This is a genomic window from Acerihabitans arboris (assembly GCF_010131535.1).
Classification (GTDB): Bacteria; Pseudomonadota; Gammaproteobacteria; order Enterobacterales; family Enterobacteriaceae; genus Acerihabitans; species Acerihabitans arboris.
Genome location: NZ_WUBS01000001.1, coordinates 378191 through 404761 on the forward strand (window position 1 = coordinate 378191; position 26571 = coordinate 404761).

Annotated in this window: 29 protein-coding genes; 9 read left to right on the forward strand and 20 right to left on the reverse strand. The window is 57.6% G+C overall.

The window, feature by feature from the left end; genetic code table 11:
* Positions 1-4: 4 nt before the first annotated feature.
* The 5 genes from GRH90_RS01705 to GRH90_RS01725 form a co-directional block, all read right to left on the reverse strand.
* The gene (locus tag GRH90_RS01705) at positions 5-676 is read right to left on the reverse strand and encodes an amino acid ABC transporter permease (RefSeq protein WP_162364154.1); all 672 of its coding nucleotides are present in this window, start codon (positions 674-676) and stop codon (positions 5-7) included.
* A gap of 63 nt (positions 677-739) precedes the next feature.
* Positions 740-1543 (reverse strand): amino acid ABC transporter substrate-binding protein, encoded by an 804-nt coding sequence (locus GRH90_RS01710; protein WP_162364155.1) that lies wholly within the window; start codon positions 1541-1543, stop codon positions 740-742.
* Positions 1540-2082: a GNAT family N-acetyltransferase gene (locus GRH90_RS01715; protein WP_162364156.1), complete on the reverse strand. Its 543-nt coding sequence runs from the start codon at positions 2080-2082 to the stop codon at positions 1540-1542. Before GRH90_RS01715 ends, GRH90_RS01710 begins: the two co-directional genes overlap by 4 nt.
* On the reverse strand, positions 2079-3461 hold the full coding sequence (locus GRH90_RS01720) for an N-acetyl-S-(2-succino)cysteine lyase (RefSeq protein ID WP_162364157.1): 1383 nt from the start codon (positions 3459-3461) through the stop codon (positions 2079-2081). Before GRH90_RS01720 ends, GRH90_RS01715 begins: the two co-directional genes overlap by 4 nt.
* Before the next feature lie 162 nt (positions 3462-3623).
* Positions 3624-4412 carry an amino acid ABC transporter substrate-binding protein gene (locus tag GRH90_RS01725; protein ID WP_246235824.1) on the reverse strand — a complete coding sequence of 263 codons (789 nt, stop codon included), beginning with the start codon at positions 4410-4412 and terminating at the stop codon, positions 3624-3626.
* 180 nt (positions 4413-4592) lie between these two features.
* Here GRH90_RS01725 and GRH90_RS01730 point away from each other — a divergent pair, with 180 nt between their 5' ends.
* The 5 genes from GRH90_RS01730 to GRH90_RS01750 all read left to right on the forward strand — a co-directional run bounded on the left by GRH90_RS01730 (position 4593) and on the right by GRH90_RS01750 (position 11395).
* Entirely contained in the window at positions 4593-5669 is a 1077-nt protein-coding gene (locus GRH90_RS01730) for an iron-containing alcohol dehydrogenase family protein (protein ID WP_162364158.1), read from the forward strand.
* Positions 5670-5720: 51 nt separating this feature from the next.
* A complete protein-coding gene (locus GRH90_RS01735) occupies positions 5721-7028 on the forward strand; it encodes an LLM class flavin-dependent oxidoreductase (RefSeq protein ID WP_162364159.1) in 1308 nt (435 codons plus the stop codon).
* A 58-nt stretch (positions 7029-7086) separates the two neighbouring features.
* Complete coding sequence (locus GRH90_RS01740; RefSeq protein ID WP_162364160.1) at positions 7087-8292, forward strand: aminotransferase class I/II-fold pyridoxal phosphate-dependent enzyme; 1206 nt, start codon at positions 7087-7089, stop codon at positions 8290-8292.
* Between the two features lie 429 nt (positions 8293-8721).
* On the forward strand, positions 8722-10059 hold the full coding sequence (locus GRH90_RS01745; protein WP_162364161.1) for an MFS transporter: 1338 nt from the start codon (positions 8722-8724) through the stop codon (positions 10057-10059).
* A complete protein-coding gene (locus GRH90_RS01750) occupies positions 10052-11395 on the forward strand; it encodes an enolase C-terminal domain-like protein (RefSeq protein ID WP_162364162.1) in 1344 nt (447 codons plus the stop codon). The genes GRH90_RS01745 and GRH90_RS01750 overlap by 8 nt, the downstream gene beginning before the upstream one ends.
* Positions 11396-11445: 50 nt before the next feature.
* Here GRH90_RS01750 and GRH90_RS01755 read toward each other — a convergent pair whose 3' ends face one another.
* Positions 11446-12360, reverse strand: a complete 915-nt coding sequence (locus GRH90_RS01755) for a LysR family transcriptional regulator (RefSeq protein ID WP_162364163.1) — start codon at positions 12358-12360, stop codon at positions 11446-11448.
* 85 nt (positions 12361-12445) lie between these two features.
* Here GRH90_RS01755 and GRH90_RS01760 point away from each other — a divergent pair, with 85 nt between their 5' ends.
* Positions 12446-13531, forward strand: a complete 1086-nt coding sequence (locus tag GRH90_RS01760) for a tartrate dehydrogenase (RefSeq protein WP_162364164.1) — start codon at positions 12446-12448, stop codon at positions 13529-13531.
* Between the two features lie 465 nt (positions 13532-13996).
* Complete coding sequence (locus tag GRH90_RS01765; protein ID WP_162364165.1) at positions 13997-15205, forward strand: conjugal transfer protein TraF; 1209 nt, start codon at positions 13997-13999, stop codon at positions 15203-15205.
* A gap of 366 nt (positions 15206-15571) precedes the next feature.
* On the opposite strand, the gene GRH90_RS01770 is transcribed toward GRH90_RS01765, so the two are convergent.
* Entirely contained in the window at positions 15572-16234 is a 663-nt protein-coding gene (locus GRH90_RS01770) for a DUF3313 domain-containing protein (RefSeq protein WP_162364166.1), read from the reverse strand.
* Positions 16235-16474: 240 nt separating this feature from the next.
* Between GRH90_RS01770 and GRH90_RS01775 the strand changes: the two genes are divergently transcribed.
* On the forward strand, positions 16475-17113 hold the full coding sequence (locus tag GRH90_RS01775; RefSeq protein WP_162364167.1) for a TetR/AcrR family transcriptional regulator: 639 nt from the start codon (positions 16475-16477) through the stop codon (positions 17111-17113).
* 131 nt (positions 17114-17244) lie between these two features.
* Here GRH90_RS01775 and GRH90_RS01780 read toward each other — a convergent pair whose 3' ends face one another.
* The 3 genes from GRH90_RS01780 to GRH90_RS01790 all read right to left on the reverse strand — a co-directional run bounded on the left by GRH90_RS01780 (position 17245) and on the right by GRH90_RS01790 (position 19582).
* Entirely contained in the window at positions 17245-17409 is a 165-nt protein-coding gene (locus GRH90_RS01780; protein WP_162364168.1) for a hypothetical protein, read from the reverse strand.
* 329 nt (positions 17410-17738) lie between these two features.
* Positions 17739-18821, reverse strand: a complete 1083-nt coding sequence (locus tag GRH90_RS01785; RefSeq protein ID WP_162364169.1) for a lactonase family protein — start codon at positions 18819-18821, stop codon at positions 17739-17741.
* A gap of 182 nt (positions 18822-19003) precedes the next feature.
* On the reverse strand, positions 19004-19582 hold the full coding sequence (locus GRH90_RS01790; protein ID WP_162364170.1) for a DedA family protein: 579 nt from the start codon (positions 19580-19582) through the stop codon (positions 19004-19006).
* A 217-nt stretch (positions 19583-19799) separates the two neighbouring features.
* Here GRH90_RS01790 and yajD point away from each other — a divergent pair, with 217 nt between their 5' ends.
* Positions 19800-20141 carry an HNH nuclease YajD gene (yajD, locus tag GRH90_RS01795; protein ID WP_162364171.1) on the forward strand — a complete coding sequence of 114 codons (342 nt, stop codon included), beginning with the start codon at positions 19800-19802 and terminating at the stop codon, positions 20139-20141.
* Between the two features lie 12 nt (positions 20142-20153).
* Here the strand turns inward: yajD and GRH90_RS01800 are convergent, their stop codons facing one another.
* The 10 genes from GRH90_RS01800 to GRH90_RS01845 all read right to left on the reverse strand — a co-directional run.
* Positions 20154-20840, reverse strand: coding sequence for a GntR family transcriptional regulator (locus GRH90_RS01800; protein ID WP_162364172.1), 687 nt, complete (start codon positions 20838-20840; stop codon positions 20154-20156).
* A 94-nt stretch (positions 20841-20934) separates the two neighbouring features.
* Entirely contained in the window at positions 20935-21516 is a 582-nt protein-coding gene (locus GRH90_RS01805) for a hypothetical protein (RefSeq protein WP_162364173.1), read from the reverse strand.
* 84 nt (positions 21517-21600) lie between these two features.
* A complete protein-coding gene (locus tag GRH90_RS01810) occupies positions 21601-22296 on the reverse strand; it encodes an HrpE/YscL family type III secretion apparatus protein (protein ID WP_162364174.1) in 696 nt (231 codons plus the stop codon).
* Complete coding sequence (locus GRH90_RS01815) at positions 22202-22831, reverse strand: type III secretion apparatus protein OrgA/MxiK (protein WP_162364175.1); 630 nt, start codon at positions 22829-22831, stop codon at positions 22202-22204. The genes GRH90_RS01810 and GRH90_RS01815 overlap by 95 nt, the downstream gene beginning before the upstream one ends.
* On the reverse strand, positions 22809-23567 hold the full coding sequence (locus GRH90_RS01820; protein ID WP_281352679.1) for an EscJ/YscJ/HrcJ family type III secretion inner membrane ring protein: 759 nt from the start codon (positions 23565-23567) through the stop codon (positions 22809-22811). Before GRH90_RS01820 ends, GRH90_RS01815 begins: the two co-directional genes overlap by 23 nt.
* On the reverse strand, positions 23564-23854 hold the full coding sequence (locus GRH90_RS01825; protein WP_162364177.1) for a hypothetical protein: 291 nt from the start codon (positions 23852-23854) through the stop codon (positions 23564-23566). Before GRH90_RS01825 ends, GRH90_RS01820 begins: the two co-directional genes overlap by 4 nt.
* 170 nt (positions 23855-24024) lie before the next feature.
* Complete coding sequence (locus tag GRH90_RS01830; RefSeq protein ID WP_162364178.1) at positions 24025-24246, reverse strand: hypothetical protein; 222 nt, start codon at positions 24244-24246, stop codon at positions 24025-24027.
* Between the two features lie 12 nt (positions 24247-24258).
* A complete protein-coding gene (locus GRH90_RS01835; protein ID WP_162364179.1) occupies positions 24259-25461 on the reverse strand; it encodes a PrgH/EprH family type III secretion apparatus protein in 1203 nt (400 codons plus the stop codon).
* A gap of 358 nt (positions 25462-25819) precedes the next feature.
* Entirely contained in the window at positions 25820-26119 is a 300-nt protein-coding gene (locus GRH90_RS01840) for a phosphopantetheine-binding protein (protein ID WP_162364180.1), read from the reverse strand.
* Positions 26109-26571 (reverse strand): hypothetical protein (locus GRH90_RS01845; RefSeq protein ID WP_218586191.1); only part of this gene is annotated, 463 nt, incomplete at its 5' end. The genes GRH90_RS01840 and GRH90_RS01845, both read right to left, overlap by 11 nt.

The window sequence follows — 26571 nt, forward strand, 5'->3', positions numbered from 1 at the left end:
CATCCTAGCGTTGCAGCGAGTGGCTGAGTTTTTTCTCAAGCAGGGCCTGCAGACGAGCGTAGCAGATGATTACCAGCCAGTACACCAACCCCACCACCAGGAAAGTTTCAAAATAGCGCAGTGACTCGGCCGCGATCATTTTGCCTTCCGCAAACAGTTCGGACACGCCCAGGGCAAACGCCACCGACGTTTCTTTTATCAACGAGATAAAGGTGTTGCCGGTGGCCGGCAGCGCATTGAGCATCGCCTGCGGCAGCACGATGCGGCGATAGATTTGCCCCTTGCGCATGCCGATCGACAGCCCGGCCTCGGTTTGGGTCGGATCCACCGAGGCAAGCCCCGCGCGGTAGATTTCCGCCATGTAAGCCGATGTCTTCAGGCTAAAACCGATGATGGCGGCCGCGGTGGCCGTCAGGCCGGTCAGCGAGGGGATCAGCTGCGGCAAGCCAAAGTAGATGATAAACAGCTGCACCAGCGCCGGCATGCCGCGAAACAAGGAAATATACAGTTCGACCGCTTTACTGAGCAGCCAGATTTTACTGGTGCGCAACAGCGACAGCATCAGGCCGACGACCATGGCGATGATCATGGACACCACCGCCAGAAACATCGTCATCGGCAAATAGCTGATGATGAGCGGGAAGACTTTGAGCAGATAGCTGATATCGATATTCATGCAGGAACACTCTGGTAACGCCCGCCGTTAAAAACCGCGGCGGACGTGGAAACGAGAACCGGCTTATTGCGCCGCGCCGGCTGGAGGAGCGGTGATATCCTCGCCAAAATACTTAATTGACAGCGTCTTGAGACGACCGTCCGCGCGCATGGCGTCGATTTGCCGGTCAAACGCCGCTTGGAGCGCGCGGCCGTTGTCATCCTTATGGAACGGATAACCCACCGGCTCGACCACCAGCGGCGCGCCGACCAGCTTCAGCGGCAGGCTCTTTTCCTTGATCTCCGCCAGCAGTATCGGCCGGGCATTGACATAGGCGTCGACGCGCTTGTTCATGGTGTCGGTCATCGCCCCATCGCGATTTTCATAGGTGCGGATGGTGATGGTATTGTCACCAAACGCCTTCTTCAGGTTGGCCACGTGGTTGGAGCCCAGTACCCCGGCGACGGTTTTACCCTTCAGATCGCCGAGGGTATTGATGCCGGTGTTGGTACTGCTGGTGACCAGTTGGCTGCCGTAATAACTGTAAGGACCGGAGAAATCATACTTCTCCCGGCGCGCAGGCGTAATGGCGACGGCGTTGGCCACCGTATCCAGCTTGCCGCCTTCCAGTTGTCCCATCAGGCCGCTGAAATCGGCGTTGATCCACTCGACGCGATAATGCAGGTCCTTGGCGATTTGTTCGGTTAATTCCACATCAAAGCCCACCAGCTTGCCGTCTTTTTTATAGGCGGTGGGGAAACTCAGCCCGGTGGCGCCGACGCGAATGGTTTTTGCGCCGGCAGATCCGCCGTCGCCCGGCTTGTCACAGCCGGACAGCAGGGTGGCGGCGGCCAGCAGCGCGGTTAATACCATAGAATGTGTTTTCATTGCGCCGCCTCTTGTGCCGCTGTGCGTTGCAGCCATAAAGCATGGCGTGTTTCATCGAGTATTTTTTTCATATAAATAGTGATATGACCTTTGCCTAAATCCGCTTTGTGCATCGGTAGGAAACCGCGCGCCTGATACATTTCAGCCAGCCAGGGGTGGTTTTCCGCCGTGCCCAGCGAGACCGCCGGCGCCCTGAGCTGGTCCAGCAGTATAGCCTGTTCCAGCCATTGCAGCATCTGGCTGCCCAGATGCCGGCCGCGGTAGCCGGGGTCGGCGCCGAACCAGCCGATATGCGGCAGGCCGAACGGGCCGGGCAACGGCCCCCACGGGTAGCGCAGCGTCGCCGAGGCCACCAGTTTCCCGTCGAGAAACATCCCGTAGACGCCGTGCTCGTCCAGATGCCGGCCGACCCGGGCCGGATCCGCCGTGGCGGCGTCGAAGTGGATGCCCAATTCCCGGATAGGCGCATAGGCGGCGTGCATCAGCGCCAGGAACGGCTCCGCGTCCGCCACCGTCAGCTGGCGATAGCCTGCGCTCATCGTGCCTCCGGGCCAGCGGCCGGCAGCAGGCCGGACGCATTGGCGGCCAGGATCACCTCGTCGACCTTCTCAGGCGCGCTGCCGAGATAATTGGTCGGGTCAAGCCACTGGTCCAGTTGGGTTTCCGTCACGGTGGCGCGCAGCGTCGGGTGCGCCAGCAGGACCTCTTTGAACGGGCGCTTCTGTTCATAGGCCTGCATCGAGCATTCGTACACCAGGTGATGGGCGGTTTGTTTGCCAAGCGTCTTGCCGAGTTCGAACATCACCTTTTCCGACAGCAGCAGCCCGCCCTGCAAATGCAGGTTAGCCAGCATCTGCGCTTCATTGACGGTAATGCCCCGCAGAATGCCCAGCGCGTTCTGTAGCTGGGCCGACAGGTAGATGCAGATTTCCGGCAGGGCAATCCATTCCGCGCGCCAGCTCATGGCGTCACGCTCATGTTCTACATGCATCGATTCATAGATCAGGGCGGCGCTTTTCAGCACCGGCGCCGTCAGGCTGGCGAGACCTTCCAGCGCCGCCGGGTTGCGTTTGTGCGGCATGGTGGTGGAACCGATTTTGCCGGCGGAAAACGCCTCTTCGATTTCATTGATTTCGGAACGCATCAGGTTATAGAACTCATTGCCTATCTTGCCCAGCGTCCCGCTGATCAGCACCGCCACCGAGGCAAACTCGGAAAATCGGTCGCGCGCCGCCTGCCAGCCGATATTGGGGGTGTTCAGCCCCAGCTTGTCGAGCGTGAGCCGTTCAATCGCCGGCCCCTGCGGGCCGAAAGAGGCGTAGGTGCAGATCGCGCCGCTGATATTACCGGTCAGCGCGCGCGGTTTGATTTCCTGCAGGCGCGTCAGGTGGCGGACAAACTCATCCAGCCATACCGCAACCTTAAAGCCAAACGTCGTTGGCAACGCCTGCATGCCGTGGGTACGGCCGGTCATGGGGGTGTGCTGGTATTTTTTCGCCAGGCGCCTGAGCTCCACCGCCAGCAACGTCGCGTCGCGTTCGATAATGTCGAACGCCTGGCGCAGTTGCAGCACGGTGGCGGTATCGACGATATCCTGGGTGGTGGCGCCATAATGGATATATTCGCCGGCGTCGCCGCACTGTTTTTGCAGGGCGGCGAGGGTAGGCATCAGGGAATGTTTCATCTCGGCGCCGGATTGGGCAATGTCGTCAAGATTGAGCTGGCCGGCATCGGCGCGCCGGGCAATAGCCTGCGCCGCGGCCTCGGGGATCACACCCAGCTCGCCTTCCGCCAGGGCGAGGGCTACTTCTACCTCGATTTGCCGGGCCAGGCGGCTGCTTTCCGACCACACCTCGCGCATTTCCGGGGTGCCAAAATTATTACCAATCAGGACAAAATCAATCAGATGGGACGCCATACACTTCTCGAATTAAATAATTTTTTAAGTGTGGGACTATAGCACGTAGAAATAATGGGCCTTATAACAGAAATATATATCCTAATCCCAACGGGATATAGCAAAACCGGCTGGTGAGCCGGTTGCGCGTTAACCTGGGATATAGCCCTTAAGAATGTGGTGTTATTTCACCTGGCTGAGGTCGTCGCCGAAATATTTTTCCGACAGCGCCTTCAGCCGGCCGTCCTCGCGCATTTTGTCCAGTTCCTGGTTATACAGGCCGAGCAGCCGATCGCCTTCAGGCGTTTTGGCAAACGGGAAACTGACCCCTTCGTCCGTAAGCGCCGGGCCCACCAGCTTCAGCGGCAGCTGATGCTTGTTGATTTCCGCCAGCAGCACCGGCTTGGAGTTAACATAACCCTGCACCCGGTTATTGAGCGTATCGCTCATGGCGCCGTCGCGGGTTTCATAGGTGCGTATGGTGATGCTGTTGTCCGGGAACGCCGCGCGCAGGTTGGTAATATGGTTCGACCCCAGCACTCCGGCCACCGTTCTGCCCTTCAGGTCGTCCAGCGAGTTGATGTCTTTATTTTGCGCGCTGGTGACGATCTGCGACGAGTAGGTCAGGTAGGATGTGGAAAAATTGTACTTTTCCTGGCGTTTGGCCGTCACCACGAAATTATTGGCGATACTGTCCAGTTTGCCGGCTTCCAACTGGCCCAGCAGGCCGCTGAAATCGGCGGTGGTCCAGACCACCTTGTAGCCCAGGTCGTGGGCGATGGTTTCCGCCACTTCCACATCGTAGCCCACCAGTTTATCATTTTCTTTATAGGAACTGGGGAAACTTTGTCCCGTGGCGCCGAGACGGATCACCTTATCCTGCGCCGCCGAACCCGAATTATCGCACCCGGCCAGCGTGGCGGCGACGCCCATAACCAGCGCCAGCGCGGCCCATCGCGTGTTAAAAGCCATTTTCACTTTAATTATCCTGTCTGATGAATGCCCGGGAATATATCATGCCGCGCCGGTCGCTTTTATATTCACCCGCTATAAGTTATATCTTTTAATGAGGTTACAAATGAGTGAGGAGATTTTACTATTTCCGGCTGACTTATGGTAAAGCGCTCATAAGAAATCGACGAAGGTAATACCGTGCTCGCAATCAAATCGCCTCAAACCTATTACTCCCGCCCGGGCCTGTGCGCCGACGCGGGCGGCCTTATCGCGCCCTTTGCCGATCGGATCGCCATACTCACCAGCCCGCGCGCCTGGGAGGCGGTGGCGTCGCAGGTCGCCGCCAGCCTTGAAGCCGCCGACATCGCTTATGACGTGAGTTATCTGCAAGGTGAATGCACCCGGGCCACGGTGGCCGAACATCAGGCGCGGCTGGCCCGGCAGTCTTCTGCATTTGTGCTCGGCATCGGCGGCGGACGCGTGCTGGACTGCGCTAAAGCGGTGGCGGACGGCCTGGAGGGCGGCAATGTCGCCACTATGCCCACCATCGCCGCCACCTGCGCGGCCTGGTCCCCGATCAGTATTATGTACGACGAACACGGCGGCCATGAAGGCACGTTGGCGCTTAAGCGCATGCCTGCGCTGGTGCTGGTGGACAGCGAAGTGATCGCGCGCAGCGACGTGCGGTACCTAAAAGCCGGCATCGTCGACGCGCTGGCCAAATGGTACGAATTCCAGCCCTACCTGGTAAAAAACGGCGACAGCCTGGCGCTCAGCTTTAAAATCCACGCGGCCGCCTTTGCGCGCGAGATCTTTAACGCCTGGGGCGAGCAGGCGTTGGCGGACAACGCCCGCCAACGGGTAACGCCCGCGCTGCAAAAAGTGATCGACGCCAATATCGCCGGGGCCGGCCTGGCCAACAGCATGCGCGACGACAACCCGTCGCCGGGCGTCGCCCATGCCATTCACAACCGGATGACCCATCTGCCGGAACTGCACGGCCGGCTGCACGGAGAAAAAGTCGGGTTCGGCCTGCTGGTGCAGTCCCTGCTGGCGCAGGGCAACGACCGGCCGGAGGCCGAACTGCTCGCACAGTTGCGCCGCTATGACGCGCCGCTGCATCTTTCGCCCCTGGGCGATCGACTTGCCGAGGCGGCGCGCTATATTGCCGCCAGTTTTAAGTTTCCGTCCGCCAGCGCGGCGTTGTTGCCCTTTTCGCTTGCGCCCGCGGCCATCGAACGGGCGGTGATGATCGCCGCCGACCAGACGTTCTGACGGCGATAAGGCGACTGGCGCCGGGCTCAACCTAACCACGCAGGAGTGTGCATGACATCGCATCCAACGAGTCCGCGCCAATTGCGGCTGGGACTGTTTGTCCAACCGCTGGGCCATCATGTCGGCGGCTGGCGCGCCACCGGCGACCTGGGTTCGCCCACGGATATCGCCTGGCTGACGCGCATCGCGCGCAAGGCCGAAGACGCCAAATTCGACCTGTTTTTTGTCGGTGACGCGCTGGCCACCAGCGTACATCGCCTGCCGTCCACCATGGCGCGGCTGGAGCCGCTGACGCTGCTGGCCGCCCTGGCGGTCTCCACCCGTCATATCGGCCTGGCGGCCACCGCCTCCACCACCTTCAGCGATCCCTTTACGCTGGCCCGCGCGTTTTCATCCCTGGATCATATCAGCCAGGGCCGGGTCGCCTGGAACGTGGTGACCTCCTATTCCACCGAGGTGGCGCGCAACTTCAGCCGGGAGGATATGCCCGACCACGCGGCGCGCTACGCCCGCGCGCGCGAATTCCTCGAGGTGGCGTTTAAGCTGTGGAACGGCTGGCGGGACGGGGCGGTGGTGGCCGATCGGGCCAGCGGCCGCTATTTCGACGACGACAAGATCCAGCCGATCAACCATCGTGGCGAACACTTTTCGGTGCAGGGACCGCTGAACATTTCCCGCTCGCCACAGGGGCGGCCGGTGATTATCGAAGCCGGATCCTCGGCCGACGGCCAGGCGCTGGCGGCGCAGACCGCCGAGGTGGTGTTCACCGCCTCCGCCACGCTGGAGGAAGGACAGGCGTTCTACCGCAGCCAGAAACAGGCGGTGGCCGCCGCCGGACGCGATCCGCGCGCCGTGCTGATCCTGCCGGGGGTGATGCCGATCGTCGGCCGTAGCCGCGAGGAGGCACGGGAAACCTGGCGCCAGCTAAATACGCTGGTGGATATCGATAACGGGCTTGACCAGCTGTCCGCCCGTTTTGGCATGGATCTGCGCGCCTTCCCGCTGGACGGACCGGTGCCGCCGGTGCCGGGCGGCGAGGGGAACCAGAGCCGCATCAGGCTGTTGACCGATCTGGCGGCGCGCGATGGTTTGACCCTACGCGAGCTGGCGGCGGTGGCCGCCGGCTCCCGTGGACACCGGGTGGTGGTGGGCAGCGCCGAAGATATCGCCGATGACTTCCAGCAGTGGCTTGAGGCAGGCGCGGCGGACGGCTTTAACGTGATGCCCGCGATCGTGCCGGAACAGCTGGATCTGTTTATTGAACTGGTGATCCCGGAGCTCCAGCGCCGCGGGTTGTTCCGCACCTCATATCCTTTCGCCACGCTGCGCGAGAACCTGGGGCTACCGTCGGCGACCTGAGCGTAGCCGCCCGCCCCAGGCCTCCCGCGCCTGAAAAACGTTTTTTAGAGGAACCGCAATGAGTATTCGACTTTCGCGCCGTGTCCAGCGTGTGACGCTGTCCGCCAACGCCGCCGCCAAGCAACGCACCAATGAATTAAAAAGCGCCGGGGTGGATATCCTTGACCTGACCACCGGCGAGCCGGATTTCGACACCCCCGAAGCCATCAAGCAGGCGGCCTACCGGGCCATCGCCCAGGGTGAAACCAAATACACCGCCACCCCTGGGGTGCGCGCGCTGCGGGAAGCCGTGGTGCGCAAGCTGGCGCGGGAAAACCGGCTGACCTATCCCCTGGCGGAAGTGGTCATCGCCAACGGCGCCAAGCAGATCATATTCAACGCGTTCGCCGCCACCCTGGATGATGGAGATGACGTGCTGGTGCCGACGCCGTACTGGCCTACCTTCCCCGACAGCGTGCGTTTTAACGGCGGCGAGCCGCGTTTCCTGCCCTGCCCTTTGGAACAGGGCTACAAGCTGCTGCCGGCGCAGCTGGAACAGGCCATCGGGCCGCGTACCCGCTGGCTGGTCCTCAACACCCCGGGCAATCCCAGCGGCGCGGTCTATACCCGCCAGGAGCTGGAGGAACTGGCGGCGGTGCTGCGCCGCCATCCCCAGGTACTGGTGATGCTCGATGAACTGTACGAACATATCCTGTTCGACGGCCGTCGGCATATCGGGCTGCTGAACGTAGCGCCGGATTTGCGGGATCGCGCGCTGCTGGTGGGCGGCGTGTCGAAAACCTATGCCATGACCGGCTGGCGCATCGGCTACGGCGCCGGTCCGGCCACGTTGACGCAGGCCATGGTGGTCACCCAGTCGCAGATCTCCTCGGGCGCCAGCTCGGTGAGCCAGGCGGCGGCCCTGGCGGCGTTTGAGGGCGGCCTGGATTTCCTGCCGCCGCAGGTGGCCAGCTATCAGCGGCGCCGGGATACGCTGGTGGCACATCTTAGCGCCGTGGACGGACTGGAACTGTTGCCGCCCCAAGGCAGTTTTTTTGTATTCTGCCGGTGCGCGGGGCTGTTGGGGCAACGGCGGCCGGATGGCCGCCGGCTGGAAAACGAGGCGGATGTGCTTGATTACCTGCTGGAGCGCGGCGTATCGGGCATCGGCGGCAGCGCTTATGGCTTGTCGCCCTATTTCCGCCTTTCCATCGCCACCGATGATGCCACCGTGGCCGAAGCGGGCCGGCGTATCGCCGCCGCCTGCGCCGCGTTAATAAAATAACCGCTCACCGTGCCGGCGATCCAGGATAGATCCCGCCCGGGCGGTTGCCGCCGTCGGCCCCACGGAGATACCGGGGGGCCACGGCGACGTTTAATCGACGGCATGAGTATAAATAAAGCGGATATGGCCGGCAGATATCAAATTCATTAAACTCACGCGCCGGAATCCAGTAAAAAAAGGATATATTGAATATCCTGATTTGTGACCAATCGCTAACTCTTGCATTATTCCCCACGTCCTCCAAATAAAATATTATGCAGTTAGCAGAGATATAATATTTTGTTTATCAAACTAAAAATTAACCCGCGCCAGGTTATCCGCACTTTTTATCCGCACTTCTGCCCGAAGAACTTTATGCTATTGCACAATGCCACTGCCGATACATAACTGTAGATATATTTGGTCCCTACTTTAATAAGAGAGGCCGATATGGGTACCCTTGATGAAATACCCTTAGCGCGACGTGAAGACATTATCAGCCATGCATGCGGTAAATTTTTCAAACGCATTATCCCTATGCTGGTTATTATGCTCATTGTTAACCAGATCGACCGCTCTAATATTGGTTTTATTAAAGCCGAACTGGCCGCCGATGCCGGCGTGGGCGCCGCGGCGTTCGGCCTCGGCGCCGGGCTGTTTTTTGTCGGCTACGCGCTGTTCGAGGTGCCGAGCAATATTTTTTTGGGCCGCTATGGCGCCAGGGTCTGGCTGACCCGCATCATGATCACCTGGGGCCTGGTGGTGTTCTGTACCGCCTTTATCACTTCCGCTACCCAGTTCTACGTTATGCGTTTCCTGCTCGGCGTGGCCGAAGCCGGCTTTTTCCCCGGCATCCTTTACTATTTTCGCCAATGGGTGCCCAACGCCTGGCGCGGGCGGGCGACGGCCATGATCCTGAGCGCCTCGGCGGCGGCCTTTCTGTTTTCCGGCCCGATCACCGGCGGCATCCTCGGGCTGCATGATGTCCTCGGCATTCCCGGCTGGAAATGGGTGCTGTTCCTGGAAGGCGGCATGTCCGTCGCCATCGGTTTTGTCGCCTATTTTATCCTGGTCTCGTCGCCCCGGCAGGCTAAATGGCTGACGCCGCAGGAAAGCGAGCTGCTGCTGGCGCAACTGGCGCGGGAAGACGAGGAGCGCAATAAGACCATTACGCAAACCTCCCGCTTAAAGCTGCTGTTCGACAGGCAGATGCTGTTCTATTGCACACTGTTTTTCACCATGACCATGACCGGCTATACCCTGGTGTTCTGGCTGCCGCAAATTATCCGGCGCATCCATGGTTTTAGTGATTTCGGCATCGGCCTGCTAACGGCGATCCCCTGGCTGTGCGCCATCATCGCCATCAACCTGGTGGGAAAAATCAGCGATCGATTCCGCCATATGCTGGACAAGGTGCTGGCCCTGGCGATGCTGCTGGCGGCCTTCGGCACCTTCCTGGCGACGCTCGGCAACCCCTGGTTCGGTTTTGTCGCCATGTGCATCGCCTGCGTCGGCTCGAAAACCAGCGCCACCTTCTTCTGGCCGATGCCCCAGGGCAACCTGCCGGCCAGCATCGTCGCCCCCGGCATCGCGCTGATCAACTCGGTCGGCAACCTGGGCGGCTTTTTTGCCCCCGCCGTGTTCGGCTACCTGGAACAGAAAACCGGCAGCACCACCGGTGGACTCTACGCCCTGACCTGCGTCTCGGTGGTGGCCGCGGTCTACCTGCTGTGCCGCAACCTGAACGGCATTAAGCCGCCAAACGCCATGGAGAGAAAAAATGTCTGATACACCCGTTATTACGCAAATGAGGGTTATCCCGGTGGCCGGGCATGACAGCATGTTGCTCAATATCGGCGGCGCCCATAACTGTTATTTTACCCGTGTGCTGGTGGTCCTGACCGACAGCCTTGGCCATACCGGGGTGGGTGAAAGCCCCGGCAGCACCACCGTGCTCAACTATCTGCAGGCGGCCATCCCACAGGTGGAGGGCCAGGAGCTTAAACGGCTTAATTCGCTGGTGACCGCCCTGTATACCGCTAAAACCCGTGACGCTTTTTCCGAAGTATCGGATACCATCCACGTTCCACAGGTCAATCCGGAAAAACACTATAACGCGGTGGCGGCTATCGAGGCCGCGATGCTGGATTTGCTGGGGCAATTCCTGGATCTGCCGGTGGCGGAACTGCTCGGGCCGGGTAAACAGCGCGACCAGGTACCGGTGCTGGGCTATCTGTTCTATATCGCCGATCGCACTAAAACCGATATGGATTACCTGCCCGGCAGCAGGGGCGGCCACGACTGGTATCACCTGCGCCATCAGGCGGCGATGGATATCGACTCGGTGGTGAGGCTGGCCGAAGCGGCGCAGGACCTCTATGGCTTCAAGGACTTTAAATTAAAGGGCGGCGTGCATCGCGGCGAGTACGAAATAGAGACGGTCAAGGCCCTGGCGCACCGGTTTCCCCAGGCGCGCATTACCGTCGACCCCAACGCCTGCTGGTCGCTGGAGGAGGCGATTGCCCTGGGCAACCAGATTAAGCATCTGGTGCCCTATATCGAGGATCCGTGCGGCGCGGAACACGGCTTCTCCGGCCGGGAAACCCTGGCGGAATTCCGCCGGGCGACCAATATCCCGGTGGCCACCAACATGATCGCCAATGACTGGCGCCAGCTGCGCCATGCGCTGGAGATGAACGCCATCGATATCCCGCTGGCCGACCCGCATTTCTGGACCATGAAAAACGCCGTGGCGGTGGCACAGCTGTGCGACGAATGGGGGCTGACCATGGGCTGCCATTCCAACAACCATTTTGATGTTTCGCTGGCGATGATCACCCATCTTGGCGCGGCGGCGCCGGGCGAGCGGGTTACGCCCTTCGATACCCACTGGCTGTGGCAGGACGGGCAGCGGTTGACCAGGGAGCCCTTTAAAATCGTCGATGGCAACATTAGGCTACCCGATAAACCGGGACTGGGGATTGAGCTGGACATGGAGCAGGTGGAAAAAAGTCATCAGCTGTATCAACGCATCCCCAACAAGGATCGCAACGACGCCGTCGGCATGCAGTACCTGATCAAGGACTGGCGCTTTAATGGCAAACGGCCCACCCTGCTGCGCTGAAACCGCTCGTCGGGAAGTTGCGCCCCGTGGAGCGGGGCGCGCAATATAAATTACACTTTCCCCAGGTTTTCCTGCAAATACTCAACAAAAACCGCAATCCTGCCCGGTATAAATTTGCGGTATTGATATACCGCGTAAACATCGCCATCGGGCAGGGAATAATCCTTTAGCACCTGGACCAGCTCGCCGCTGTGAATATATTTTTTAGCATCCCACCACGAACGCATAATTAAACCGTGCCCGTCCAGGGCCGCGCGCATGGCGACCTCGCCGTCATTGGTTGAAAACCGTCCCTTCACTTTTTGGTTAATGAGCTGACTCTGTTTAGTAAAACGCCATATGCCATAATCACTTTCATACTGACGTAAAATAATGCAATTATGATTGACCAGATCCTGTATATCCGACGGCGCCCTGAAATTGTCGATATAGGCCGGCGAGCAGCATATTACCCGGGGATTGGCGAGTATTTTCCGGGCGATTAAACGCGAGTCGGGCACGGCGCCCATGCGAATATCCACATCAATATTGGCATCCAGAAAGTTCGAAGACTGATTAGTCAACTGGAGAGAAATATCCAGTTCCTGATGTAACGTGGCGAAGGCTGAAACCAGGGGGGCGACATGGCGCCGCCCGAAACCGAAGGGAGCATTTACCTGCAGGCTCCCCTTTAATCTGCCGGTGTTCAGGCACACCGCGCTTTCCAGGTCGGCCAACTGGTTCAAAATGGGCCGGGCGCCCTCGAAGTAGACCCTGCCCTCCGATGTCAGCTCCAGCCGCCGGGTGGTACGGCTTATCAGCTGCACGCCCAGGCGTAATTCAAGCTGAGCGAGCCGCTTGCTCACCGCCGGCAGCGACAGCCCCAGCTCCTTGGCCGTCGCCGTCAGGCTGCCCGACGAGGCGACCCGCAGGAAAAAAAGCAGGTCTTCGGTGGTGGAGTTGAATTCTTTACTTTTTTTCAACATTGGGTTAATTGCCAGACTAATTATTTCTTACTAACGTTCTACTATAATCACACTGAATCTTCAACCCCTTCATAAAGGTGATTAGATGTCTGATTTAACACATAAAATAGCCGTCATCCCCGGAGACGGCATCGGGGTGGAGGTCATGCGGGAAGGGGTGCGGACGATCGGCGCCGCCGCCAAAAAATTTGCTATCGATATCCAATGGGATTGGTTTGATTTCGCCAGCGCGGATTACTACATTAAACACGGCAAAATGTTGCCTGATGACTGGTTCGCGATACTTAAGGATTATGACGCCATCTATTTTGGCGCGGTCGGCTGGCCCGCGATCATACCGGACCATATTTCATTATGGGGCTCCCTGCTGCAATTTCGCCGTGAGTTCGATCAATATGTCAACTTAAGGCCGGTGCGCCTGATGCCGGGCGTCAAGGCCCCGCTGGCCAACCGCCGGCCCGGCGACATTGATTTTTATATCGTGCGGGAAAATACCGAAGGGGAATACTCGAGCGTGGGTGGCACGATGTTCGCCGGCACCGAGCGCGAAATCGTTATCCAGGACACCGTGATGACCCGGACCGGCGTTGACCGCATCCTGAAGTTTGCCTTTGAACTCGCGCAAAGCCGCCCCAAGAAACATCTTACCTCCGCAACCAAATCCAACGGTATCGCCATCACCATGCCTTATTGGGACGGACGGGTGGAGGCCATGAGCCCGCATTATCCCGAGGTTAAGGTGGATAAATACCATATCGATATCCTCACGGCTAACTTTGTCCTTCATCCCGACTGGTTTGATGTCGTCGTCGCCAGCAACCTGTTCGGCGATATTCTTTCCGATCTGGGGCCCGCCTGCACGGGCACCATCGGCATAGCGCCGTCGGCGAATATCAATCCTGAACGCAATTTCCCCAGCCTGTTTGAACCGGTGCATGGCTCCGCGCCCGATATTGCCGGCAAAGGCATTGCCAATCCCATCGGCCAGATCTGGTGTGGCGCGATGATGCTGGAACACTTGGGTTACCCCGACGCGGGCGCGGCGGTTCTGAACGCCATCGAACGGGTCCTGGCCGCCGGCGTTGACCAGCAGCCGCTGACGCCTGATTTAGGCGGCCATGGCGATACGGCGAGCTTAGGTAAAGCGATAGAAAAAGCCCTAACCCTTTAACCTGCCCGGGGTGGCCTGTTATGGCGCCCCGCGTCCCTTGATGCCTTTATACGCAGTGGGATAACCTTATCACCCGTCCGCGTCATGATAATATTTTCTTATCGGTTAAATATTTTGTAATAACTCAACGACAATAATTAATATAAATAAAACAAACACGCCAGGCTAAAAACCATCATTTTTACCATCCTGAAAATAAATTTATTTATCGTTGATTATCAAACATCCGGCCCTATAACAGTTTGAAGCAATCAACACATCGCGCTACGTTAAACCATAACATTCTACTTAAGTCGCTATATTGCCCGGTTACCGTTCTTTGCACCCGTACGGGAATTCATCCGGTAATTAATGAATTCCCTTGCGCTGCCGATAAGTAAACATCGGCTTGAAATTTATTTAAGAATGAAATGAATTGATGGCTTTTCCGCAGTTTATTTTTCCCTTAAATAAGGACAAGTCACGATGAAGCGCAGTGGCATTACGCAGGTTTTTCTCTCCGCCGGCCTGCTGGCGGCCATCCCACCGGCGCTGGCGGCCGGCAACTGGACCGAGGCGCGCAATGACGCCATGGGCGGGACCGGCGTGTCGTCTTCCCATTATGGCGCGGCGGCGCTGGTCAACCCGGCGCTGCTGACGGGATTTGGCGATGAGGATGACATCAGCATCATCCTCCCCGCCGCCGGCGGGCGGGTATCCGATCCCGATAATCTGCAGGACGGGATCGATAACGTGCAATCCGCCTGGGATAACCTGGAAAACGAGGTGAACAACGGCACCGGTACGCCGGATTCGGTAAAAAAATTCAGCAATGCCCTGCGGGATATCTCCGGCGACAAAGGCAAAGCCGAAGCCGGGGTGGCCGGGGTGATTACCGTCCCCAACCACGTCCTGCCCTTCGCCCTGGTGGCCAAGGGTTGGGCCAAAGCCAGCGTCAAGGCCAAGGTGACCGACCGCGATCTGGCCTATCTGGATGCGGTGCAGGCCGGCCTGGTCCGGCCGGCCGGGGAAGACCTGGACCAGTTGACCTCGCGGGCCGAGGGATTGGCCGCGCTGGTGACTGAATACGGCGTAGCCGTGGCCCATCCGTTTAACCTGGCCGGGCGCGATATTTCGGTGGGCATCACGCCGAAGCTGCAACGCGTCGCCACCTACAATTACAATGCGATCATCAACCACTACGATAAAGCGGATTTTCGCAACGCCGAATACCGGCGCGCGGAGAACGGGGCCAATATCGATTTTGGGTTATCCGCCAATATCACACCGGACTGGATCGCGGGCCTGGCCGCGCAGAACCTGGTGGCGCGCAGCGTTGACACCAAAGAAGTCAACGGCTCGCAGGACAGCTTCAAGATCCGCCCGCAGGTAACCGCCGGCACGTCCTGGAGCAACGGTCTTGTCACCGGCGCCATCGACATCGACCTGACCCCGGCCAGCGGTTTCGCCTCGCAGGAAAAAAATCAGTACGCCGGCGTCGGCGCCGAGATCAACGCCTGGTCATGGGTACAATTGCGCGCCGGCTATCGCGCCGATATGCGCCATGGCGATAATAATGTTGTTACCGCAGGTATCGGCCTATCGCCCTTTGGTAGGGTGCACCTGGACGTGACCGGCCTGGTCGGCAACGATCGCACCTATGGCGCCATAGCACAGTTGAGTTACACCTTTTAACCGCGGTTTTTTATATACAGGACTGATGAGGGTTCTGTGTCCAGTAAGCGCAGTAGACGAAATCCGCGCGGCCGATCGCGCGATAACACCCGGTTGCTGCGCCAGCAACATCTCAGCATAACCTCCCGGCGCCTTTTCCCGTAAACGGGCTGCGCCACAATAAACGGGCGCGGCCCGCGCCATGGCCCGCGATCGGCGTCCCGTCCGCCTCGAATTTAACGAACCGGCCGGGCCAGGCATCAAACCGCCGGATTCGCTGCTGTATCGCGATCGCCGGGATTGACCGGGTCCGCCGGCGACGAAGCGCGCTGTCACGGTGCGGACACACCACGAGATGGGGAAACATCTTCATCGCGTTTATGGTGTCTATTTCAGCATGTCGGCCAGTTCTTCCGCGCCTTTATCGATGCCCACCTCGGCGGCGCTCAGCGACCCGATGCTGGCGCTGACGTTCATGGCATTCGGGTATTGCTTGGCGACATAGGCATTGAGCAGCTTATTGGTGGCGGAATCATAAATTTCAACGGCGTAATTCACGGAACCGTTCATTAAGCCTTCCTTACCCCGGATGGACTGCACTATGTTATAAGGACCCCCGCCAATATCGAATTTGGTGAAGGTACCGATAAACGGCGTGGTGGTGTCCGCGCCGGTTAACGTCAGTTTTAGCCTGAGGGTATCTGGGGCGGGAGTGGCAATCTCCCTGAAATGGGGCCTGAGGGTTTCACTAAACTTGTTTTGCATATACCTGGCCAAGGCCTGGCGGTCATCCTGTGACATATCGTCAAACTGGTTGTCGGCGCCCTGGTAGATAGCCACCGGCTCGATGATGATATTGGAATATTTTTTCCAGTCCACCGGCGCCGAATAACGATATGGAATTCGGTCCGATTGGTCATCGGTGTTGGGCCGCAGCTGTGATGAGGAATCGATCCCGGAGTATTGTACAGGCTGGTTTCCCGCACAGCCGGCTAATACAATGGCAAGCGTCAGCATTGCCGGACGATAGACCTTGGAGAATGTGTACATGTCAGAAATCCTGTAGATGAAAATGCCACCGATAATCGCTTTGAAAGCCCTGTTTGAGCGACCGTATGTTCCACATGGTGATGACGTGGTTAACAATTGTTCTTGTCTTTACATTGCCGGTTTTGAAACGTAGAGTGTAAAAATTAACCTAAACAAAACCGTACGGTTTAGTTTTGCATTAATATCATTTGTCTGTCAAGAAAATGTACAATTTGGTTTATTTATATTTCAGGAGTGACGATGAAGGTACGAACCAACGAACGCCGTGAGGCTATTGTCGAGGCCGCGGCCCTGCTTTTTCAGGAGATGGGCTATGAGCGCGCCTCGATGAATGAACTGGCGAAACGACTGGGCGGTTCTAAAGCGACGCTTTATGGTTATTTCCCCTCAAAAGAGGAACTGTTCACCGCCGTCGTTCGTGCCTATGCCACCCAGCATCTCTCCGAGGCCGCCGTCGAGTTAATGACGGAGGAACGGCCGGATGAGCCGCTTAGGGACAAGTTGACGCGGTTCGGCGAGCGGATGCTGGCCGTGTTAACCAATGACAGCAGCGCGATAGCGGTGTATCGCATGGTGATCGGCGAGGCGGGTCATTCCGATATCGGGGTGCTGTTTAATGATTCGGGACCGCGGGAAAGTATTGAAAAATTGTCGGGATTGATGGCCAGCGCCATGGATCGGGGGGAATTACGGCCGGGCGATTCTCATGTCAAGGCATTGCAATTCACCTCATTATTAACCGCCGAGATCCAGTATCGCACCTTCCAGCGTCATCTAGAGCCGGTAAGCCTTACCCGGATTCAGCAAATGGTCAATTGCGCGGTCAACCTGTTCCTGACCGGCGCCGCCCCGTTTCCACCGGCAGAAAGCAATGACTGAGCCGCAAGCCGCGCCGGCAGGATTAAAGAAACGCCGCCCGCCGGCCGGCCTGGGTAAATCGGCACAGCCGGCGCCCGCCCGCCGGTTCAAGACGCACGATGCCGGTAAGCCATGGTTCCAGAACCGCCGCCTTAGCGCCAACGATGATCCCGGCCGCCGTCGTGGTGACGGTCTACGTCGCGCTGATGAGGATAGTCGTGTCGCGGCCGGTCGTGATAACCGTGCCCGCCGATGGAAAGACAGCCGCTTAATGACGGCATGCAGGCAAGCAAACCCAGCAAAAATAGTTTTTTCATATTATCTTTCCCATGGTGCCAAAAGGAGTTGGGTGATTTGAAAAATCATTGAAATCCACCCTCCAAAACAAAACTGTACAGTTAAGTTTTGATGCATCACCGTCCGGCTGTCAAGAAAATGTATCTTTCTGTGTCATTATGAGACTTGTCTGAACGCGGCTAAGGGCAGGCGGCATTTTTTGAAAAAAAGCATTGGCTGGCGGGAGAACTGAAATTCTTCTCTCATCAAGGGTGGGCGTACAGACATTAACGGCGGGCGTAAGGAACTCTTTTTGGGGCGGGCGGGCTTCCCCCGCCCACCCCCGCTGATTAACGGTTTGCGCCGCCGCTCAGTATTTCACCATTTCAATCCAGTTGGCGCCTTTGCCGACCGGGTATTGCCCGAGGGATTTAAGCGAGCCGGTGGTTTTATCAATGCGGTAAACGCTCATCTGCGGCGAGAGCTGCCCCACCGCCAGTAAATAGTTACCCGAAGGATCGATGTTAAAACCGCGCGGCTGCTTCTCGGTGGGCCAGGTGCCTATGCGGGTGAGCTGGCCTGATTTTTTGTCCACCCTGAACGCCGCCAGGGTGCTTGAGGTACGTTCGGAGGCAAACAGGAAATGTCCGTCCGGGGTGACATGCACATCCGCGCCCCAGGGTTTATCGCCGGTAAAATCCGCCGGCAGGATCGATACCCTTTGCACCGGTTTCACGGTGTCCTTGTCCTGGTTGAAGGCTAATACATGCAGCTTGCCGTCCAGCTCGTCGATCAGGTAAACAAAACGTTTATCCGGTGAAAACACAAAATGCCGGGGACCGGATTTTTCCGGTAGCGCGTAGGCGGGCGCCTTATCCTGCGCCAGCTGACCCGTTTTTGCGTCCAGCCGCAGGCGCAGCCAGGCATCGGCGCCCAGTACCGAGGCAAAGACATAGCGGTTATCCGGCGCGCTCCTGATGGCGTGCGCCATCGGGCCGGTCTTGATAACCTGCCGCACCTCCCCCGCCAGGCCTTCCGGGTTAATGGCGTTGATCGCCAGCTGGTTGCCGCCATAGGAGGCGGAAAACAGCCAGCGGCCGGTATTATCGGTGGAAATATAGGCCATGCTTTCCGCCAGCGGCGCCGCCTGGCGTTGGGTCAGTCGGCCGTCGGCCGGGTTGATGGCTAAACTTAATACCTGATAAGGTTTGGAACGCAGCCCGGCATAGAGATGGTGCTTATCGGGAGACAATGCCAGCGGCATAACGGTACCACCCACCCCCAGCGTTTGCACCGGCGTTAGCGCGCCACTCGCCTCGTCGAGGCGGAAGACGGAGATATCGGCGCTGTCGGCGTTGGAGACATAGGCATAGGTGGCCGCCTGCGCCGCGCCGGCACAGGTGGATAACAGCAACAGGCTAAGTTGGGTACAGCGGGTCAAGGTTATTTTCATTATTATGTTAATCCGTTGATTATTTTATTTATGTAAAATAAGTATAAATAACCAACATCCCGGCGACAGCAGTCGGCCGCACAGAATTTGCCCATGGCGCGCGGGATTTTTTGGGCAGGTGAATAGCCCGATGAGAAATGAATCACAAAAAGGCGCGCCCGCCCGCGGGCATCGGCCTTACGCTAAGACCGCCGACGACGCCGGCGGCGCAGCAGATAACGTATCGTCCTCGGCAGCAGCCAAACCAGCGCCAGCAGCGCCACCAGCAAAAACAGGTATTTCAGGTGATGATCCACCGTTTGCAACCATGGCGCGATAATCCTGCCGCCCACGTAGCCGAGGCTGACAAAAATCAGCGCCCAGAGAATCGAGCCGAGGATATTCAGGGGGATGAATTTTTTCGGGTCAAGCCTGCTGGCGCCGATCATTATCGGCCCTATCAGCCGAAAGCCGTACATAAAGCGCACGCCCACCACAAACCACAGTGGGTACTTTAAAATCAGCCGATTAGCCCGCTCGATATTCGGCTGGGCCTTTTTAAACCGGCGCAATACCCGGTTGCCGAACCGGCGACCGGTAAAATACAGCGCCATATCGCCCGCGATACCGCCCAGTGCGGCCACCGCCACCACCGCCGCATAGCGCAGCAGGCCCTCATGCGCCGCCACGCCCCCCAGCAGCGTGACCGTTTCACCTTCCGCCAGGCAACCGATAAACAGTGCCCAATAACCATAATTGGCAATGAAATGCGTAATATCCATGGGCGTCAGCGTCCCTTCGGTTTAAACAGGCCAAAAGATATTGCCGCGCCAGGCGGCGACTCTTAAGCATAGACCTTATCGCCGCCTGCCATGGCATGGATCACAGGGATTGATCGGCGCGCCTTCTCCGCGCCGGCGGTTAATACATAGCCCGACGGGACGGTTTTGGTTTAAAATACACCCAACGTTCCTCATCTTCCGACCAAACGGGTTCCCTATGGCTTATATTCCAAAAAACTACGCCAGGCTTGAGACCGGCTACCGCGAAAAAGCGCTGAAGCTGTTCCCCTGGGTTTGCGGCCGTTGCTCGCGGGAGTTTGTCTACTCCAATCTGCGTGAGCTGACGGTGCATCATATCGACCACGATCACAGCAATAACCCCGAAGACGGCAGCAACTGGGAAATGCTCTGCCTGTATTGCCACGATCATGAGCACTCAAAGTACACCGAGGCGGATCAGTATGGTTCGACGGTGGTCGCCGGCGAGGATGCGCAAAAAGACGTGGGCGTGGCCACCCACAATCCTTTTGCCAACTTAAAATCGTTGATGAAGAAGTAAGCGGTTGCCCGATTATTTATCGTCGAACCAATCGCTGTTCTGCTGGGAAATAGGGGTAATGGAAAAGATCAGCTCCTGCAGATGATCGCGCATGGCCTGCTCGGCGGCATCGGCATCCCGGGCTTTGACGCCGTCGAAGATTTTATAATGCTGGCTGATCAAGCTTTGCGGCGGCGATACCTGCCCCAGGCTGAGAAAACGCACCCGATCCATGGTGGCCTTGATGGATTCAATAATATCCCAGGCCAGGGGGCAATCGGCAATCCCGGTCAGCAGCCGGTGAAAATCATCGTCCAGGCTGAAAAATTCGCGCACCTGCTGGTTCTGCGCCGCCAGTTCCTGGCGATGCAGATTATGCTCGAGCAGCATGATATGGCGCTCGGTAATATTAAGCGCCGCGCGACGCGCGATGGCGCACTCCATCGCCTGGCGAATAAAACGCGCATCCGCCACCCGTTTGGCGGAAATCCGCATCACGAAGGTGCCGCGCTGGGGCAGGATCTGCACCAGGCCCGCTTCGGCCAGTTTAATAAAGGCTTCCCTGACCGGCTGGCGCGACACGGCGAAACGGGCGGCAATATCCTTTTCCGATAACAGCTTGCCCGGCGCAATGGCGCACTCGACGATATCCTTACGCATCAGGCGGTAGATTTGTTGATTCACCGGCTCGTTGTTATTAAACGGTAACGCTGTATCCATGCGGGGAGGTTCACCCTGTTCATATTGGTTCATGGCGGATATAGTACATGTTCCGCCGCCGCAATAGCCATAGGCACCTCCCCAAGGGCCGGCGTTAACGGATGCTCATCACATCGGTGGCGCAGTGCAGATAGCTGTTCATGGCGGTTTTCCATAGTTGGTCGGTATTGGCCGGCATGGCCGCTCCCCGCCCTATGCGTGAGGGTTGCATGACATACTGTGGGAAATACACCGGCTTGCCGATGGCGTCGATCTGCCGGCACAGAGCGGCAAGCTGTTGCCTGTCGCCTAGAGCGCCGTTAGCCGACTGCCAAAACGCCTGCTGCTGGTTAGCGTTGATCATTTTTAACGCTTCGCCCAGCATGGAGGAATGGGCTTGCCTGGCGGCGTCGGTATCCAGCCGCAGCGCGTCAAAATAAGAGTAGGTTCCGGCCAGGGCAAACAGCAATACGCCGTCATTATTCCTTCCCGCTTTAATACAGCTGACCATGCCCTGGTACAACGCCGGTGGCGTCAGGGTAGGATTGATGGATGCCGCGCCCAAACAGCCGGGGCTGGCTACCTGGGACAAATAGGTACTCTGGGCCGAACGGCCCGGGACGGCGAAACGAGGGGCATTGGCGCAGCCGGTTATCAGTACCGCCAGCACCATCGTTATCATTATTTTTAGTTTCATCTTCTACCCAGGATTTGATGATAGCAAAATAGAGTAAATTGTATCCTAACGGCGCGGCGCTATTAGCGCGCCGATTACAGTTCATTAACGTTCCTTCGGCTCCGGGTGCCCCAGGGCATGCTGCTGCAAAAAGACCTCGTGTAACCGCCGCAGCCCGGATTCGGTGAGCCGGCGGCAGTTATCCGGCAAGCCGGCGAGCGTACCCAGGCGCCGAACGCCCTCGGCTAACACAGCCTCCGGGGCGAACTCGGCCACCTGGTGGCCATACTTCATCACGACTCGATTCTCCCGATGATATTCAATGCCGCCGGCACCAGGCCATGCCGCCTCGATGCGCCGTTTAAGCCGCACATGGGATTTTCGCGCCGATTCCGGCAGCAGTAATATCATCGGCTCGGCCGGGGTCGGCTCAGGCAAAGACGCCAGCCATTCGTCCACCAGCGCCAACAGGCTGTCGGGATGGTCCAGCGCCGTCGACAATAACCGGCGCGCGCGATCGTTGATTTGGCATTGTAATTCGGCCTCCAGGCGCTGCCCCTGGGACATATAATCGGCCACCGCGGCGGCGGCCGTGGCCATGCCCTCCTGGTACCCGTCCCGGAAACCCTGCTGGCGCAGCAGCTCAACCTCGGCCCGCGCCTGTTTAACCATATTGCGCGCCTGACGGCGCGCTTCGCTTATGACATCAAGCGCCTCGCGTTGTCGCGCCAACTGCCGGCGCTTGATCAATACGCCGCCTAAAATCGGCGGCATCCGGCGTAGTGGAATATCTTTCGGCATGTTGGAAAGCCAGTTTTATCAGTAGCTGGCTTGGGACAGGCTTGGGTTCGCAGCCGGTTTCCCGGTCCAGCTCGGGTGAGAATAACAGGGAAATCCGCTGGCGGATGGCCAACGGCAATGGGTCGCCGAACGCCAGCAGCTCGCGTTTTCCCCACGCAATGAGGGTGCCTGGAATCTCCACCGGCGCGTTGCCATCATCATAGGAATCGACGATCGCCAGCGCGGAGAATTGCCGCGCCCAGGGCGGCAACTGCAATAACCGTCCCTGCCGGGCAAGCGAAGCCCGATGACGCTGTACCGCTATCAGCAAAGCGACCTGCGGCAACCGGCGCCAGTGGCGGATAAAAAGATCCGCCGTGCGGCTTGCGCAGGGCGGGGGGTATTCAACCGACCAACTATGCGATCGGATAATCATCCCGTTGATAATCGAGCGCGAACTGGCGCCGCCCAGAGCCGGCGGCAGCGGCAAGCGCCGCGGATGCATCCATGACAGCGGATCGCAGAGTATGCTATCAAGCGGCGCGATCGTTTTCATGACTGGTCATCCTTTGCGCCGGCGCCGCTTTTGCCCGGCGCCGATACCAGGCCAGCCCGGCCACGGCGACAACCAGCGCCACCCCCGCGCCGGAAGCAAATTTTGTAAGATGGCCGGAGCCGTCCACCTGGATGTCCACCGGCGCATAGTGTTGCAGTGGCGCCTGTTTGGAAAGCACCACGGAAATATTGTCGTAATCGACCTGGTTGAAGCTGTTTTTCAGGAACCTCTTGATATCGTTGATCATCAGGATGGGATCAACGTCGCTTTGATAGGTGACCAGGGCTGATATATGCATCGGCGCCGGTGCCCTGCCGGTATCGCCGGAATCGATGTCATAGCTGACGTGGACCCGGTCGGACACCACGCCGTCCATGGTTTGCAGCGACTGCTCCAGGCGCTGCTCTATGGCGGAATAAAGCCGCGCCTTTTCCGCCCGCGGCGATGATACCAGCGAGTCGCTGGGGAAAAGCCGGGAAATTTCCATGCGCGGCTGCGAAGGCAGGTCATGGGCTTTCAGCAAATCCACCGCCGCGGGAATATCGGCTTTGCGCACGCTGACGCTATAGCCGGTCTTGCCTTTATCGGCCTTGCCCGCCTGGATATTATTGCGCTGCAAGGTGGCGATAACCTCATTGGCCTGCTGTTGATCCAGGCCTTTGAGCAACGGCTCGTCATTGCAGGCGGTAAGCAAGAGCGCCAGCAGGCAGGCGCTTAATATCGGCTTAAACATCATTGTCCGCTTAACAGGGTGCGAATGAAGTTGACTCCCCTCGAGGCCAGCGCGCTCGCCCAACTTGTGGCAACCCGTTCATCCGAGTTCAGCGCCATGGCGTAGACGGCCTGCAGCTGATTATCCGGCCCGTGGGTGTATATTGGATTTTCCATAAGTTTTTTCCGTTCCGCGTCGGTCACCACCGCCGAGGCGGCTAAGGATGCCAGTGGGCTGACGGAATCCTCCGCAGCATCCTGCTTTATGACATGGACTTGTTTAGGTAATTCAATCTTGGCAATTATAGTCATGTTGCTCCTTAACCAGGAAATTCGTGCCCGGAGATAAGCGTCAGGCGGCCTGGAATTCACAGATAAAGTTACGTTTGGCATACCCCACCGTCATATCATTCCCGCATGTATGGGTCGCTATAAATGCTGAAACGCTCATGGTGAAATAATATCTACTCCAATAAATGAGATTACGATTTATTAATTATCCCTAATATGGCCTCGCGCTTGGAGGTCACCCGGTAATTGACCCAGCCCGCCCTGACATCCATATCCGCCGAGGCAGCCTTCGCTTTCAGCAATAATTCCTGGTTGAACGGATCGGCATCTGAATCTCGCTGCGCGTCATCCATTCTGATTTGGGCATCTGCTATCGCCACTCGATTATTGGCGTAAATATCAAAAATACTCATAATAATACCTATTCAATTAATGTTAGGGAAATACCAATGTCCGGGTGTCATTTTGACAAAACCCAGATGGCCGTATTTAAATGATTTATCTTTCAGCCAATTGTCTTTTAACTCAATGGCGAATTGGACATAATTTCCGCTCCATTGCCGGTCATATTCCTCGACAAAAAAACGGATCCTTTGACGCTCGCCATCATTGATGGCTCCGTCGATAACAAACGTGACGCTATCCTGGTTATTAATTCTGGTATAGCTTATCGCCAGTTTTTTTATCCCCTCTTCCGCTTGTCTGGACACGATGTCATCGTCAACTTCAGCAAAATGGATATGTTCGGCGTAGGGCAACTGTTTCATTAACCCGCGGCTGATGTCGCCGCGCTGCGTTTCGTCCAGCCGGCCGCGCTGCCGGCTTACCATCAGCACCGGCTCGGCCGGTTGGTCAAACTGCAGCTGATGAAGATTTAATGCGGGGAAATTCTGCCCCAGCCAGCGCTCGATACGCCGTTTTTCCTCTTCATGGCTATTGATTTTTATCGACTGCGGCGATTTGAGGCGCACCAGTGACTGGCGCCCCCAGGCTGCGGCGCGCTCGTTATCCGCCTGGACATACAGCACGCCGTCGCGGCCGGGGAATATACGGTATTTGCCCGGTTCATCGCCGAGCTGTTGCGTCAGGGCGACAATTTCCCGCTGTTGCGCATCCGGGGTCTTTAAAAAGAATACCAGCGCCAGCACGGCGACTGCCGTGGCGACCAGTACGGCTAAACGCCACCTGCCGCGTCCGGGGCCCTTTGCCGCCATTGCCGCGGATGCCCCGGCCATCGCACCCCGCTGATAGTTCAGTACCCCATCCGACCAGGTTTCGCCGGCGGCTCTTACCGCCAGCGCCAGCGCGCCCACCGTGACCGGCTGGTTGGATGCCAGCAAGATATCATCCGCGCCGCTGTCGTCCAGCCGCCGCAGCAGAATGCCTTGGTCTGGGGCGGCGGGGCGGATAATTTCAAAATTAACCCCGCCTCCCTCGGTGGGTACCAGCACGCAGTCCTCGGGAAATGAGGAGGAGGCGCCTTCACTTTCCAGCGTGTCGCAGTCCGCCGCTATGAATAATGTTTTCCGCGCGGATAAAGGATATTCGCATCCCTTTAAAATACCATTCAGCAGCCTGACAACGGCAGTATTATCCGGGCGGTCTGTTTTACCTTGATCTGTTTGCATGGTAAAATATTCTTCGTACTCTAGGGATCGTAATGCTAAAGAGTATAATACCCCGCGGCCTATTACTTCATGATGGAAAAATGATAAATTATCCGGGAAGACTAAGATAATTAACCATATATGCTTTAATAAATGGTTTAATTATTTTCATTTCAATAATTATAAACTCATACATCATTCATCCCACACCAGGACTGGAAGAGTATGACATATTTTCCCGCATACATAAAACAGCTTTTTATCGCACCCACATAACCCACGCCACAACTAAAAGAGTTTTTAATTAACCCATGAAAGCCAATGACAACCTTTATCCCCACTAAAAATACTATTAATGATAGGATGATGAATTAGTATTTTACTTTCCATTAAACCGCTGTGCGTCAAGCGCTTCGACGAGGAAACGTAAGAGGTCGTCAACAGTTTGCATCGATGCTACATCGTTTTCCTTGAGTTCAACGCCGAAGGTTTCCGCTACGCCGATCTCAATTTCCACCCAATCAAGAGAGTCGACATAAAGATCCGCCGCCAAATTAAGGCGGCCGGCAATGTCGGCCTTCTTACGTCCCAGGCGGTAGGCCAGCATGGCGTATAGTTCGCCCCGTATCAGTTGAAGGTCGCTGGATAATGCCGAGCCGGGCATCATATTATTTTCCATTGGCTGTTTTCTCTCTGTCTGCAATAGGCTTAGCTTCCGTGACAGCATTGGCAATATCGTCTATTGGCTTCACTTTATGCCAAAAATAGGCAGGGAGTTGAACCCCGCTTTTTAAATTGGTCCGCGCCTTGTTCAGTGATTCGGCCATGGGGTCACTCTTGGTGGAATGAGCGGATTGCGGCGGTATGGGTTTCAAATTTGCCCGGGCGTTGCGCAGGATTTCCTCCGCCAGCCCGGAACCAGGTGATGCAAGGGATTGCGACGCGCCCTTGGCGGAGAGCATAGCCTGAACGTTTTCCGTTTGCGAAACACGGGTTTTCCTTGCCATGGCAACGCCCGGTATGGCGCCTTCTGCCGGCCGGGCATTTCCCGGCGCGGATGCATCGCTTAAAAAGGAAGGTGTGGATACCGGGATAGCTTTTATGAGCGTTTCCATCGCGTCAGCCACCTCT